Source organism: Nocardioides marmorisolisilvae (genome assembly GCF_003725775.1).
Lineage (GTDB): Bacteria > Actinomycetota > Actinomycetes > Propionibacteriales > Nocardioidaceae > Marmoricola > Marmoricola marmorisolisilvae.
The window spans coordinates 1,976,911-1,990,291 of the sequence record NZ_RJSG01000002.1 but is presented as its reverse complement, the minus strand read 5'-3'; the positions used below and the strand labels follow the sequence as shown (position 1 = coordinate 1,990,291).

The 13,381-nt window shown below is 69.5% G+C and carries 10 protein-coding genes; 6 read left to right on the top strand and 4 right to left on the bottom strand.

The window, feature by feature from the left end; all coding sequences use genetic code 11:
• Positions 1 to 104 precede the first annotated feature (104 nt).
• The 3 genes from EFL95_RS20065 to EFL95_RS13685 form a co-directional block, all read right to left on the bottom strand.
• Complete coding sequence (locus tag EFL95_RS20065; protein ID WP_123234477.1) at positions 105 to 3,209, bottom strand: S8 family peptidase; 3,105 nt, start codon at positions 3,207 to 3,209, stop codon at positions 105 to 107.
• Positions 3,210 to 3,326: 117 nt separating this feature from the next.
• Positions 3,327 to 4,646: an NAD(P)/FAD-dependent oxidoreductase gene (locus EFL95_RS13690; RefSeq protein ID WP_123234476.1), complete on the bottom strand. Its 1,320-nt coding sequence runs from the start codon at positions 4,644 to 4,646 to the stop codon at positions 3,327 to 3,329.
• Entirely contained in the window at positions 4,631 to 5,080 is a 450-nt protein-coding gene (locus tag EFL95_RS13685; RefSeq protein ID WP_246004948.1) for an Lrp/AsnC family transcriptional regulator, read from the bottom strand. Before EFL95_RS13685 ends, EFL95_RS13690 begins: the two co-directional genes overlap by 16 nt.
• Before the next feature lie 125 nt (positions 5,081 to 5,205).
• Between EFL95_RS13685 and EFL95_RS13680 the strand changes: the two genes are divergently transcribed.
• The 6 genes from EFL95_RS13680 to EFL95_RS13655 are packed head-to-tail and all read left to right on the top strand — an operon-like array spanning position 5,206 to position 12,083.
• Positions 5,206 to 6,378, top strand: a complete 1,173-nt coding sequence (locus EFL95_RS13680; protein WP_246004947.1) for a polyamine ABC transporter substrate-binding protein — start codon at positions 5,206 to 5,208, stop codon at positions 6,376 to 6,378.
• On the top strand, positions 6,362 to 7,492 hold the full coding sequence (locus EFL95_RS13675) for an ABC transporter ATP-binding protein (protein WP_123234473.1): 1,131 nt from the start codon (positions 6,362 to 6,364) through the stop codon (positions 7,490 to 7,492). Before EFL95_RS13680 ends, EFL95_RS13675 begins: the two co-directional genes overlap by 17 nt.
• The gene (locus EFL95_RS13670; protein ID WP_123234472.1) at positions 7,492 to 8,349 is read left to right on the top strand and encodes an ABC transporter permease; all 858 of its coding nucleotides are present in this window, start codon (positions 7,492 to 7,494) and stop codon (positions 8,347 to 8,349) included. Before EFL95_RS13675 ends, EFL95_RS13670 begins: the two co-directional genes overlap by 1 nt.
• On the top strand, positions 8,346 to 9,170 hold the full coding sequence (locus EFL95_RS13665; RefSeq protein WP_123234471.1) for an ABC transporter permease: 825 nt from the start codon (positions 8,346 to 8,348) through the stop codon (positions 9,168 to 9,170). The genes EFL95_RS13670 and EFL95_RS13665 overlap by 4 nt, the downstream gene beginning before the upstream one ends.
• A 7-nt stretch (positions 9,171 to 9,177) precedes the next feature.
• Positions 9,178 to 10,584, top strand: coding sequence for an NAD(P)/FAD-dependent oxidoreductase (locus EFL95_RS13660; RefSeq protein WP_123234470.1), 1,407 nt, complete (start codon positions 9,178 to 9,180; stop codon positions 10,582 to 10,584).
• Positions 10,581 to 12,083, top strand: coding sequence for a CoA-acylating methylmalonate-semialdehyde dehydrogenase (locus tag EFL95_RS13655; RefSeq protein WP_123234469.1), 1,503 nt, complete (start codon positions 10,581 to 10,583; stop codon positions 12,081 to 12,083). The genes EFL95_RS13660 and EFL95_RS13655 overlap by 4 nt, the downstream gene beginning before the upstream one ends.
• Here the strand turns inward: EFL95_RS13655 and EFL95_RS13650 are convergent.
• The gene (locus EFL95_RS13650) at positions 12,080 to 13,366 is read right to left on the bottom strand and encodes an adenylate/guanylate cyclase domain-containing protein (RefSeq protein WP_123234468.1); all 1,287 of its coding nucleotides are present in this window, start codon (positions 13,364 to 13,366) and stop codon (positions 12,080 to 12,082) included. The two genes, EFL95_RS13655 and EFL95_RS13650, sit on opposite strands and share 4 nt — an antisense overlap.
• Positions 13,367 to 13,381: the final 15 nt, after the last annotated feature.

The window sequence follows — 13,381 nt, the reverse complement described above, 5'->3', positions numbered from 1 at the left end:
CAGCACGAACTGGCGGGCGCCCAGCACGGACTGGCGTCCAGCGCCTGGCCGTACCCCGTGCTGGTCACCTGGTTTCGACAGGCTCAACCAGCACGGGGTCTGACCTAGGGGAGCGCCAGCGTCGCGGTCTCCAGGTCGCTGCGGTTGTCGTGGGACATCACCATCACGCCCTTCGGCGGCGCCAGCAGGTACTGGGCCGGGTCGAGCGTGACGACCTGCTTGACCGTCTTGTACGGCGCCACCGTGTTGAACATCCCGGTGCTGATGGCCGGGTGCAGCACGTTGAACGTCGCCATCTGCTCAGGTGCGTCCGTGGTTCCGTCGGGGCCGAAGGAGACCGTGTAGTAGCGGATCTTCCCGCTGCCGGCGGTGAGGCACGGCGAGCCCGGGTCGCAGAGCTGGTCGAACAGCACCGGCACCGCCATCGACTGGCTGTCGGTCGGGGCGTCAGCGAGGAAGTCCTCGGTGCCCTCCCCGGTGGCGAGGTTGAAGACGAACACGGCTGCGACACCGTTGGCGTCGCCCGCGGTCACCTGACCCTCGTCGGCCACGACCACCACGTAGTCGTCGTTGCCGTCACCGTCGACGTCGACGTAGGTGTCGAACTCGTTGGCAGCGGCGTTCGACCAGCGCTTGTAGGTCGAGATGCCGAACGCCAGCACGCCGTCGTCCGGGAACGTCTGGACCCCGGTGGCGCGGATGTCGTCGGAGCCGAGATCGGCTTCCTTGACGTCCGAGGTGCCCCAGGCGTACCAGTCCGCGTTCCCGGCGATGGGCGCCGGGTTGTTGGTGATGCTCGCGGTGGAGGTGTGCTTGGTCTTCAGCGTGGTCATGTTCAGGCTGAGCTTCAGGTTCGAGTCAGCCCGCGGGACCAGGTAGTAGGCCATGCTCAGCGCCACGTTGCCGTTCTGGCCCGTCGTCGGCGTCAGCCGCACGATGCCGGAGGCGTCGCGGAAGTCGGTGGCGTCACCGACGGTCTTGGCCGGCACCTTGAGGGTGACCCCGAAGGACTTGGTGCCCTTCGCCGGGACGGTGACCGAAGCCATCGACGAGGTGAAGGTGTGCGGGCTGCCCGCGTCCAGCAGGTGGGTGACCTTGAAGGTGACCGCAGTGCTGCCGAAGTTGCGCAGGGTGATCAGCCGCTGCCGGCTGAAGTCCTGGGCGAGGTCGGCGAAGCCGTAGCTCAGCGTCGCGGTGCCGTCGTCGGCCGCCGTGGCGATCACCTGGGTCTTCACCGCCTTCTGCACCTGGGCGGCACCCGTTCCGTTGCTGCGGGTGCTGTAGTCGGACACCAGGGTCGGGTCTCCGGTGTTCACCAGCGCGGCCTTCCAGTAGGCCACCTTGCCCCAGGTCGGGTGCGCCTGGCGGACCAGGGCAGCAGCTCCGGCCACGTGCGGCGAGGCCATCGAGGTGCCGGAGATGGTGGCCGGGCCGTTGCCGGTGCCCATGCCTGCGGACACCACGCTCACGCCGGCAGCGGTCACGTCCGGCTTCAGGGCGCTGTCGCCCGACCGCGGGCCGGCCGAGCTGAAGCTCGCGGTGCCCAGGAAGGTCGGGTTGGCGATCTGGTTGTCGGTCGTGGTCGCGATGGCGCCGTCAGCGGCCACCAGGGCACCGGCGTCGCTCGACTTCACGCCCAGGAACGGGATCGTCACGTCGTACGGCACCCCGGTGTCGGGGTTCGAGGTGATCTGGCCCTCGGCCGGCGGCAATGCGTCGACGTTGTTCACCATCACGACCGCCGCGGCACCGGCCTGCTGGCCGAAGATCGCGCGGGCCACGCGGGCGCAGGTGCCGCGCTTGACCACGACGATGGTGCCGGTCACGTTCGCTGCGGTGTACTCGGCCGGGTCGCAGCCCAGCGAGATGTTCGCGGCGGTGTGCGGACCGGGGTTGTAGAGCACCTTGATCGGGGCGCTCAACCCGTTCGCCGCGACGTCGTTGGCCAGGATCGCCTGGACGTGACCGCCCGGCAGCGCCAGGTCGACCCCGGCGTAGGACGGGGTGGCGTCCTCGGCGGCGACGCTGATGGTGCTGGTCGCGCTGCCCGGGCTACCGGTCATGTACGGGTTCGGTCCCTCGTTGCCGGAGGAGGTGACCACGATCGTGCCGGCAGCGGTGGCGTTGTCGACCGCGACCGCGTCCGGGTCGTCCGGTCCACCGAACGGCGAGCCGAGCGACATGTTGATCACGTTCATGCCGTGGTCCACGGCCCACTCGATGGCGTCCACGACCACGTCGGTCGAGCCCGCGCAGCCGAAGACCCGGATCGCGTACAGGTCGGCCTTCGGCGCGACGCCCGGTCCGACCTTCCAGCTGTTGTTGGCGACCGTGGTCGCGTTGTAGGTGCCGTTGTAGGTGCTGCCGTTGGCGAGCACACCGGAACCGGCCGCGGTGCCGGCCACGTGGGTGCCGTGGTCGGTGCAGTCCAGCGGGTTGCTGTCCGGGTGCGGAACCGGCTGGTACAGGGCCGGGTCGGTCGGGTCGGCGTTGTAGCTGTCACCGACCAGGTCGGTGCCGCCCTTGACGCGCGGTGCCGCCGGACCGAACAGCGCCGGGTTCGGCGCCTGGTCGTCGGTGGCCAGCGCGGCCTGGTACGCCGAGACGGTTCCCGGGCCGCCGAAGTCGGCGTGGGTGTAGTCGATGCCGGTGTCGATGATGCCGATCTTGATGCCGGTTCCGTTGAAGCCGTTGACGCCGTCCCAGGCGGCGGGGGCGCCGATCAGCGGGACGCCGTGGATGTTGTCGAAGGACTTGGGCGTCAGCTTGCGCACGCCCACCACGCCGGGGATGTCGGCCAGTGAAGCGGCCTTCTTGCTGGCGATCGTCACCTTGAAGCCGTTGTAGGCGTTCTGGTAGCTCGCGCCGACCTTGCCGCCCTTGGCGCGCACCTGCTTCTCGACGCCGGCCTGGCGGTTCTCCAGGTTGCTGCGGATCGCGGCCTTCTCGCTCTTGCTCAGCTTGTGGCCGGCCTTGGCCTGGGCGACGGTGATGGCGTCACCGCTCGTCTGCACCATCACGGTGACGGGCTTGTTGCTGAGGCCGAAGACGTTCGCGTCGGTCACCGCCTGGTGCGCGACGCGAACGAAGCGATGGGCCCCGGTCGGTGGGGAGCTGGCTGCTGTGTTGGCCAGCGATGTGCTGGCCGCTGCGGTGGCGGCGACGACCCCGACCACGAGAGCAGCACGACGAACCCGGATTCCGACCATGACGTACCCCGATCACGTTGGCGCGGCAGAGCACTGCGGATGGGTGCCTACCGCGAATGGTGATCCGCATCATGCGCCTGTCCGGGGGTCCTGCCTAGTACCTGACTAGGCCACCTGTCAGCCGTGGATCAGCGGGGCCATCGCGCGGGCGACCAGGCTCGGTCGCCGGGTCAGCCGCTCCTCGGCGTCGGCAACCTGCATCGCCTTGAGGCCGGCGTTTATGCCGAGCCAGCGGAACGGCTCGGGCTCCCAGGAGGGACTTCGGTGCCCGACCCACGGCAGTGCGACGAGGTCCGACGCCGTGCCGGTGATCAGGTCGGCGAGGGTGCGGCCGGCCAGGTTCGTCGTACCGACGCCGTCGCCGACGTAGCCGCCCGCCCAGGCCTGGCCGGTGGCGCGGTCGAACCCGACGGAGGCGTGCCAGTCGCGGGCGATGCCCAGCGGTCCGCCCCAGGCGTGGGTGAACCGGACCCCGGCGGCCGGCAGCTGGGGGAGCATCCCGTTGAGCGTGCGGCGCAGCGTGGCGAAGACGCGGGGGGCGAGGTCGTACCCGGGCTGGATCCGCGAGCCCAGGTGGTACGGCGCGCCGCGGCCGCCGAACGCCAGCCGGCCGTCCGCGGTGCGCTGGCCGTAGATGATCACGTGCCGCCCGTCGGAGAAGGTCTGCCGGTCGGCGAGCCCGATCGCCGCCCACGTCTCCTCGTGCAGCGGCTCGGTGGCGACCATCAGCGAGTAGACCGGGGCGACCGCGCGTCGGGTTCCGGGCAGTCGCGCGGTCCAGGCCTCGGTGGCGCGGACGACGACGTCGGCGGTGACCCGGCCCGCGGCCGTGCGGACGCCGCCGGGCTCGATGGCGAGAACCGGCGTGGCCTCGTGGATCGTGACTCCCCGACGCTCGACGGCGGCAGCCAGGCCTCGGACCATCTTGGCCGGATGCACGGCCGCGCAGTGCGGCGTGAACAGCCCGCCGACCACGTCGGTGGCGGCCAGCATCGCCGTCGCCTCGCCGGCGTCCAGGAGCCGGTCGTCCGCGGTGGCCGTGAGCTGAAGTCGTTGCCACTGCGAGGGCGACCGGGCCAGCGTCACCGTCCCGCCGCGGTGGTAGTCGGCCTCGATGCCCTCAGCCTCGAGCACCGCGCCGATCTCGACGACGGTGTCCTGCATCGCCCGGGTGAGCTCAGGTCCGGCCGGACTCGGGAACAGTGCGCTGCACCAGCCGCCGTTGCGACCGGAGGCACCGAACCCGGCGTGCTCGGCCTCGAGCACCACGATGCGCAGGCCGGGCTCGGCCTTGGCCAGGTAGTAGGCGGTCCACAGGCCCGTGAACCCGGCGCCGACGATCGCGACGTCGTAGGTCGCCGGTCCGGGCAGAGGTTCGCGTGCGACGAGCGCGGGCGCGGTGTCGGCCCAGAGCGACGGGCTCAGCGCACGCCCCACGAGTAGGTCTGCTTGCGCAGCTTGAGGTAGACGAAGGTCTCGGTGCTGCGGACGCCGGGAACGGTGCGGATCTTCTCGGAGAGCACCTCGAGCAGGTGCTGGTCGCTCTCGCAGACGGCCTCGACCAGGATGTCGAACCCGCCGGCGGTGATCACGACGTACTCGATCTCCGGCATCTCGGCGAGGGCGTCGGCCACCGGTTCGAGGGGACCGTCGACGTGCAGGCCGATCATCGCCTGCCGGGCGAAGCCGAGCTCCATCGGATCGGTGACCGCGACGATCTGCATCACGCCGGAGTCGATCAGCCGCTGCACCCGCTGGCGCACGGCGGCCTCGGAGAGGCCCACGGCTTCGCCGATCCGGGCGTACGGTCGCCGCCCGTCCTGCTGGAGCTGCTCGATGATGGCTTTGGAGACGTCGTCGAGTGCTGGCATGGTTCCCATTCTTTCAGCGGTTTTCGTTGTGAAACAAGATCTTCACAACGGAATCCCTTGTCGAAGACCGGTCATCGTGCCACGATGCGCCTCAAGGACCGGTCCGACTCCTGGGGAGGTTTCGCTTGACGGACAACGGCGGGCTCAGCCGCAGGACGATGCTGAAGGGCGCTGCGGGAACGGCCTTCGGCCTGGGCAGCGTACTGGCGCTCAAGGGCTTCGGGACCTCCGGTCTCAAGCAGGACCCGGCCACCTGCAGGGCGACCGACGAGTCCGCGCACGACAAGAACTTCGTGATCTCGAACTGGCCGCTGTACATCGACGAGCCGGACAAGGGCTACCGCTCGACGCTCCAGGACTTCGAGAAGCAGACCGGCATCAAGGTGCACTACACCGACGACGTCAACGACAACTCGGAGTTCTTCGCGAAGGTGAAGAACCAGCTCGGCGCCTGCGAGTCGACCAAGCGCGACATGTTCGTGCTCACCGACTGGATGGCGGCCCGGATGATCGACGTCGGCTGGATCCAGCCGCTCGACCCGGCCAAGGTGCCGAACCTGCACGAGAACATCATCGACTCGCTGAAGAGCCCGGACTGGGACCCCAAGCGCACCTACTCCGCACCGTGGCAGAGCGGGCTCACCGGGCTGGCGTACAACAAGAAGTACCTGAAGAAGCCGGTCAAGCAGTACGGCGAGCTGCTGACCCGCAAGGACCTGCACGGTCGGGTCACCATGCTCACCGAGCTGCGCGACACGATGGGCCTGATCCTGCTGAGCCAGGGCGTCGACCCGGCGAAGTTCAGCGACGCGCAGTGGAACACCGCGATGGACGCCCTCACGAAGGCGACCAGCGACGGCCAGATCCGGCGCTTCACCGGCAACGACTACGTCCAGGACCTCTCCGCCGGCAACGTGCTGGCGTGCGAGGCGTGGTCCGGCGACATCGCCAACGCCGGCGACGACAACCTGGTCTTCGTCCCTCCGGAGGAGGGAATGATGATCTGGGCCGACAACATGCTGGTGCCCAACCTGGCGACCCGCGAGGGCAACGCGGAGAAGTGGATCGACTTCTACTACGACCCGCACAACGCCGCGAAGCTGGCCGACTACAACCAGTACATCTGCCCCGTGAAGGGCGCCCAGAAGGCGATGGAGAAGGTCGACCCGGACAACGTCGACAACCCGCTGATCTTCCCGACCGACGAGACCCTGAAGCAGACGCACCGGTTCATGGCGCTCAAGGAGTTCCAGACCCGCGAGTACGAGAGGCAGTTCTCCAATGTCACAGGCGTCTGAGGGTTCCCGCAGCCTGCACCTGAGCCAGCTCACCAAGGAGTTCGCCACCTTCACCGCGGTCAAGGCGCTCGACCTCGACGTCCCGCACGGGAGCTTCTTCGCGCTGCTCGGGCCGTCCGGGTGCGGCAAGACCACCACCTTGAGGATGGTGGCCGGACTGGAGACGCCGACCTCCGGTTCGATCCGGCTCGGCGACACCGACATCACCTACGCCAAGCCGTACCAGCGGCCGGTCAACACCGTCTTCCAGAGCTACGCCCTGTTCCCGCACCTGGACATCTACGAGAACGTCGCCTTCGGGCTGCGCCGTCGCAAGTCCGGTGACGTGGACCGGCAGGTCAAGGAGATGCTCGACCTCGTCGAGCTCGGGACGCAGGCACGGAAGAAGCCGCCGCAGCTCTCCGGCGGTCAGCAGCAGCGGGTCGCCCTGGCGCGGGCGCTGATCAACCGGCCCGACGTGCTGCTGCTCGACGAGCCGCTGGGCGCGCTCGACCTCAAGCTCCGCCGGGCGATGCAGATCGAGCTCAAGCGGATCCAGACCGAGGTCGGACTGACGTTCGTGCACGTCACCCACGACCAGGAGGAGGCCATGACGATGGCCGACACGGTCGCGGTGATGAACGCCGGCGTGATCGAGCAGATGGGCGCCCCGGCCGAGCTCTACGAGAACCCGCGGACCACCTTCGTGGCCAACTTCCTCGGCCAGTCCAACCTGATCGCCGGCAAGGTGCTCGGCGCCGAGGGCGACTTCGTCAAGGTCGACATGCACGGCATCACCGTCTCGATCCCGCAGGAGCGCGCGCACGTGAAAACGGGCGACGGCTGGGTCGGGATCCGGCCCGAGAAGGTCCTGATCGCCGCGGTCGGCGAGGACATCGACGCGCCGGGCAACCACCTCGACGGCGGAGTGGTCACCGACGTCAGCTTCGTCGGCGTCAGCACCCAGTACCTGGTCCGGATGCCGTGGGGGCAGGAGCTGCAGGTCTTCGAGCAGAACACCGGGCGGCGCCGTCTGTTCAACAAGGGGGAGAGCGTCGATCTCTCCTGGCGCCCCGAGTACGCCTTCCTGCTCGATGCCAGCCAGGACGTGAACGCCGGGATCGAGGACGACTGATGCCTCGTCAGGGCAAGGGTCGCTACACGGCGTACTGGTTGCTCGCGCCGGGTGCGATCTGGCTCGGGCTGTTCTTCGTCATCCCGTTCTACTCGCTGGTCTCGGCCAGCCTGTTCGACCCGAACGGGTCGGTGCTCACCGGCTACGACGTGACGTACCACTTCGCCAACTTCGGCAACGCGATCAAGAACTACTACCCCGAGCTGCTCCGCTCGCTCTGGTACGCCGGCCTGGCGACCCTGGTCTGCCTGGTCATCGGCTACGTGCTCGCCTACGCGATCGCGTTCAAGGCCGGCCGTTGGCGGAACCTGCTGCTGGTGCTGGTGATCGCGCCGTTCTTCACCAGCTTCCTGCTGCGCACGCTGTCGTGGAAGCTGATCCTCTCCGACCACGGCTTCGTGGTGGACACCCTGCAGAAGGTGCACATCCTCGGCAGCGACGGACGGTTGCTGAACACCTGGTTCGCGGTCGTGGCCGGCATCGTCTACAACTTCCTGCCGTTCATGGTGCTGCCGCTCTACGCCAGCCTGGAGAAGATCGACGGCCGCCTGATCGAGGCCGCCGGTGACCTCTACGCGAACCCGTTCAAGGCGTTCTTCAAGGTGACCTGGCCGCTCTCGCTCCCCGGCGTCGTCGCCGGCACCCTGCTCACCTTCATCCCCGCGGCCGGCGACTTCATCAATGCCCAGCTGCTCGGTGGCCCGGGTCAGCGGATGGTCGGCAACACGATCCAGAGCCTGTTCACCTCGACCCAGGACTACGCGGCCGCGGGGGCGCTGTCGGTGATCCTGATGGCACTCATCGTGGGCCTGGTGATGGTCTACATCCGCAGGGCCGGGACGGAGGAGCTGGTATGAGTCCGCTGGCTCGCACCTGGCGCTGGATCAAGGCGCACGTGGTCCTCGGCCTGGGTCTGCTGGTCCTGGTCTACATGTTCGTGCCGATCGCGGTCGTGGTCCTGATGAGCTTCAACGACCCCGGCAAGTCGAAGAACGTCTACAAGTTCCGCAGCTTCACCCTCGACAACTGGACGAACCCCTGCCACCCGGCCGGGATGTGCCACGCCGTCGGGCTCAGCCTCGGCATCGGGCTGCTGGCGACGGTCGTCGCCACGATCATCGGCACGATGGCGGCGTTCGGCCTGGTCCGCCACGACTTCAAGGGCCGTTCCTTCGCCAACACCGTGATCTTCCTGCCGATGGCGTCGCCCGAGATCGTGATGGGCTCCTCGCTGCTGGCGCTGTTCATCTCGGGCTCGAAGATCATCACCCTGGGTTTCTGGACGATCTTCATCGCGCACGTGATGTTCTGCCTGTCGTTCGTGATCGTGACGGTCAAGGCGCGCCTCGCGGGTCTCGACGACAACCTCGAGCAGGCCGCGATGGACCTGTACGCCAACGAGCGGGAGACCTTCTGGCGGATCACCTTCCCGCTGGTGCTGCCCGGCATCCTCGGCGCGGCGCTGCTGGCGTTCTCGCTGTCGTTCGACGACTTCATCATCACGAACCTGAACGCCGGGCAGGAGACGACCTTCCCGATGTTCGTCTACGGCGCCGCCCAGCGCGGGGTGCCGATGCAGGTCAACGTGATCGGCACCCTGATGTTCCTGATCGCGATCGTGATCGTGCTCGGCGGCGAGCTGAACAACCGGCTCAAGGCACGAGCGCTCGCCTCATGACGCCGGCATGAGAACCGCCGCGTCCCTCATCGACGCGGCGCCGGTGCCGTACTGGCTCGACGACACCGGTCGGCCCGACCAGCTCCCGCCCCTGGCCGGCGACACCGCTGCCGAGCTGGTGGTCGTCGGAGGCGGCTACCTCGGGCTCTGGGCCGCGCTGCTCGCGGTGACCCGCGAGCCCGGGCGCGACGTGCTCGTGCTCGAGGCGGAGACGTGCGGGCACGCCGCCAGCGGGCGCAACGGCGGCTTCTGCGAGGCGAGCCTGACCCACGGCTTCGGGAACGGGCTGGCGCGCTGGCCCGAGGAGCTGAGCGTGCTGCTGCGCCTCGGACGGGAGAACCTCGACGCCATCGAGACCGCGGTGCGCTCCGAGCTGATCGACTGCGACTTCGTCCGCTCGGGAGCGCTGAGCGTGGCGACCCAGCCGGAGCAGGTGGACGAGCTGGCCGAGGAGCAGGCCGAGGCCGCGGCGTACGGGCACGTCCTGGAGCTGGTCGACGCGCAGGCCCTGCGCGGACGCGTCGACTCGCCGACCTACCTCGGCGGTCTCTTCGATCCCGAGGTCGCGATCCTCGAGCCGGCGCGGCTGGCGTGGGGACTGCGCGAGGCCTGCCTGCGACGCGGCGTGCGCATCCACGAGGGCACGAAGGCGACCCGCTTGGGGAGGGCGCCGGACGGCATCGTCCGCGGACGCGTCGAGGTGCGCACCCCCCGGGGAACCGTCACGGCCCGACGGGTGCTGCTGGCGACCAACGCCTTCCGGCCGCTGCTGCGCCGGCTGCGGCTGATGACCGTGCCGGTCTACGACTACGCGCTGATGACCGAGCCGCTCACCGAGGCGCAGCGCGCCGTGATCGGTTGGGCCGGTCGCGAGGGGATCGGGGACCGCACCAATCTCTTCCACTACTACCGGACCACCCGCGACGGCCGGATCCTCTGGGGCGGCTACGACGCGGTCTACCACTACGCGAGCCGGCAGCGGCCCGAGCTCGAGGGGCGGTCGGCGACGCACGAGGTGCTCGCCGAGCACTTCTTCGCGACCTTCCCGCAGCTCGAGGGCCTGCGGTTCACCCACGCCTGGGGCGGGGTGATCGACACCTGCACCCGGTTCACCGCGTTCCACGGCACGGCGTACGACGGGGCGGTGGCGTACGCGCTGGGGTTCACCGGACTCGGCGTCGGCGCCACCCGGTTCGCCGCCGAGGTCGCACTGGATCAGCTCGCTGGCGCGGAGACCGAGCGGACGGCGCTGCGGATGATCCGCGAGCGGCCGCTGCCGTTCCCGCCGGAGCCGCTGCGCTGGACCGGCATCGAGCTGACCCGACGCTCGCTCGCACGTGCGGATGCGAACGGCGGGAGGAAGAATCTGTGGTTGCGGACGATGGACACACTGGGAATGGGGTTCGACTCATGAGCAAGCAGCTGCCGCACTGGATCGACGGTGCCGAGCTCACCGAGGCTGGTGCTCGGACCGGCCCGATCACCAACCCGGCGACCGGTCAGGTGACCGGGGCGGTCGGCTTCGCGTCGGCGGCGCTCGTCGACCGCGTCGTCACCTCGGCGGCCGACGCCGGTGCGGCCTGGGGACGGATGTCGCTGACCCGGCGCACCCAGGTGCTGTTCGCGTTCCGCGAGCTGCTCAACGCCCGCAAGCACGAGGTCGCCGCCGCGATCACCGCCGAGCACGGCAAGGTGCCCTCGGACGCGCTCGGCGAGGTGCAGCGCGGTCTCGAGGTGGTCGAGTTCGCGTGCGGTCTCCCGCACCTGGTCAAGGGCGGGCTGTCCAGCGAGGTCTCCACCGGCGTCGACGTGTCCTCGATCCGGCAGCCGCTGGGCGTGGTCGCGGTGATCTCGCCGTTCAACTTCCCGGCGATGGTGCCGCTCTGGTTCCTGCCGATCGCCCTGGCGGTCGGCAACGCGGTCGTGCTCAAGCCGAGCGAGAAGGACCCGAGCGCCGCGAACCTGATCGCCGCGCTGTGGGCCGAGGCAGGGCTGCCGCCCGGCGTGCTCAGCGTCGTGCACGGTGACAAGGAGGCGGTCGACGCGCTGCTCACCCACCCGGGCATCGCCGCGGTCTCGTTCGTCGGCTCCACCCCGGTCGCGCGCTACGTCTACGAGACAGGCACCGCGCACGGCAAGCGGGTGCAGGCCCTCGGTGGTGCCAAGAACCACATGGTCGTGCTGCCCGACGCCGACCTCGACCAGGCCGCCGACGCGGCGGTCAGCGCCGGCTTCGGATCCGCGGGGGAGCGCTGCATGGCGATCTCGGCACTGGTCGCCGTCGAGCCGGTCGGGGACGAGCTGGTCTCGCGGATCGTCGACCGGATGGGCAAGATCCGGGTCGGCTCCGGGGCGAACGCGGAGGAGCCCGACATGGGTCCCCTCATCACCCGGGAGCACCGGGACAAGGTGGCGGGCTACCTCGACATCGCTTCCGGTGAGGGTGCCACCGTGGTCGTCGACGGGCGCACCGTCGACGCCGCCGGCGAGGCGGACGGCTTCTGGTTGGGTCCGTCGTTGATCGACCACGTGCAACCGGGGTCCCGGGTGCACGCGGAGGAGATCTTCGGCCCGGTGCTGAGCGTGCTCCGGGTGCCGACCTACGACGCGGCCCTGGAGCTGGTGAACTCGCTGCCCTACGGCAACGGGACCGCGATCTTCACCCGCGACGGCGGCGCGGCGCGCCGCTACGTGAACGAGGTCGAGGTCGGCATGGTCGGCGTCAACGTGCCGATCCCGGTGCCGGCCGCGTTCTACTCGTTCGGTGGCTGGAAGGCGTCACTGTTCGGCGACAGCCACGCCTACGGCCCCGAGGGTGTGCACTTCTTCACCCGCGGCAAGGTGGTCACGACGCGCTGGCCGGAGCCGGACGCGCAGACCGGGGTCAACCTGGGGTTCCCGCAGCACGACTAGGTGCTGGTCGGGATCCGGGGCTCGTACAGCTCGATCGGGAAGTGCACGCCCTTCACCATCACCTCGCCGCGCGGCTCGCAGGCGATGGTGTCCTTGACCAGGTGCCAGCTGGTGTTGGAGAGCAGGATGCCGCCGGGCTCGGCCTGCGCCTGGACGCGGGCGGCGATGTTGGTCTGCAGTCCGATGCCGGTGTACGTCGCCCGCACGGCCGAGCCGAAGGTGCCGACCGAGAGGGTGCCGGTGTTGATGCCGATGCGGGCCTGGGCGTCCTCGACGATGCCGTGCTGGTACCAGCCCTGGCTCCACGCCGGCAGGCTGCGTTGCAGCTCCTGGGCGGCCGCGAGGGCTGCGCGGACCTGGTCGGCCGGCTCGAGGTGGTCGGGGGCGCCGAAGATCGCCATGACGCCGTCGCCGGCGAACTCGTTGAGGGTGCCGCCGTGGCGCTCGATGAGGTCGGCGAGCGAGCCGAGGTAGTCGTTGACGATCGCCGCGAGTGCCTCGGGATCGACGCGGTCCGCCATCTCGGTGAAGCCGACGACGTCGGAGAAGAAGACGGTGACCTTGCGCCGCTGCGGTGAGTCGACGGTGGTGTCGCCCTGCTCGATCCGGGACACCACGGTGCTGGGTGCGTAGCGGCGGATCAGCGTGCGCTGGTGCTCGATCGTCTTCTCGGCGGCGTAGATGCTGCGGTTGCCACGCTCCGCGGTCCAGGCCATGGCGAGTCCGATCCCCAGGGTCCCCGCCATGCAGGTCACGAAGACGGCGGTGAACTGGACGTCCCAGTGCTGATCCGGGTGGGTGAGGCTGAACGTCGCCGTGAGGCCGCAGATCAGGACGCCCAGGAAGGCGCACTGGCGCAGCGGGACCTGGGTCATCGGGGCCAGCAAGCCGTAGAACAGGCCGCCGGCCAGGTAGACCATCGGGTCCGCGTCCATCGCCGGGCCGAGGATCGCGATGCTGTCGACCGCCGTGATCCCGATGCCCAGGGTGCCGAGAGCGACGACGCTGCGGCCGTGGTTGCGGCGGGCCCAGGCCGTGCCGACCAGGATGCCGCCGGCGTTGACGCCCCAGCAGACAACCACGACCAGGACGATGTTGAGGTCGTCGCGCGCGAACAGGAAGGCCGCCGGGACCGTCACCAGCCAGGCGACGAGTGAGCTGTACGCCATCGCCAGCGCCAAGGGGTAGAGGTGCAGCTCCAACCAGCGCTGGTAGTCCGCCTCGACGGGCGCGTCGAACCGGCCGAGAAGGCCGTGCCGGTCCAGGGACAGCGCTGCGTCCATGACCGGACGCTACCG

Excerpts from the sequence above, each read along its gene's own strand:
- EFL95_RS20065 (WP_123234477.1), bottom strand. The coding sequence starts at position 3,209 with ATGGTCGGAATCCGGGTTCGTCGTGCTGCTCTCGTGGTCGGGGTCGTC.
- EFL95_RS13685 (WP_246004948.1), bottom strand. The coding sequence starts at position 5,080 with ATGCCAGCACTCGACGACGTCTCCAAAGCCATCATCGAGCAGCTCCAG.
- EFL95_RS13675 (WP_123234473.1), top strand. The coding sequence starts at position 6,362 with ATGTCACAGGCGTCTGAGGGTTCCCGCAGCCTGCACCTGAGCCAGCTC.
- EFL95_RS13670 (WP_123234472.1), top strand. The coding sequence starts at position 7,492 with ATGCCTCGTCAGGGCAAGGGTCGCTACACGGCGTACTGGTTGCTCGCG.
- EFL95_RS13665 (WP_123234471.1), top strand. The coding sequence starts at position 8,346 with ATGAGTCCGCTGGCTCGCACCTGGCGCTGGATCAAGGCGCACGTGGTC.
- EFL95_RS13660 (WP_123234470.1), top strand. The coding sequence starts at position 9,178 with ATGAGAACCGCCGCGTCCCTCATCGACGCGGCGCCGGTGCCGTACTGG.
- EFL95_RS13655 (WP_123234469.1), top strand. The coding sequence starts at position 10,581 with ATGAGCAAGCAGCTGCCGCACTGGATCGACGGTGCCGAGCTCACCGAG.
- EFL95_RS13650 (WP_123234468.1), bottom strand. The coding sequence starts at position 13,366 with ATGGACGCAGCGCTGTCCCTGGACCGGCACGGCCTTCTCGGCCGGTTC.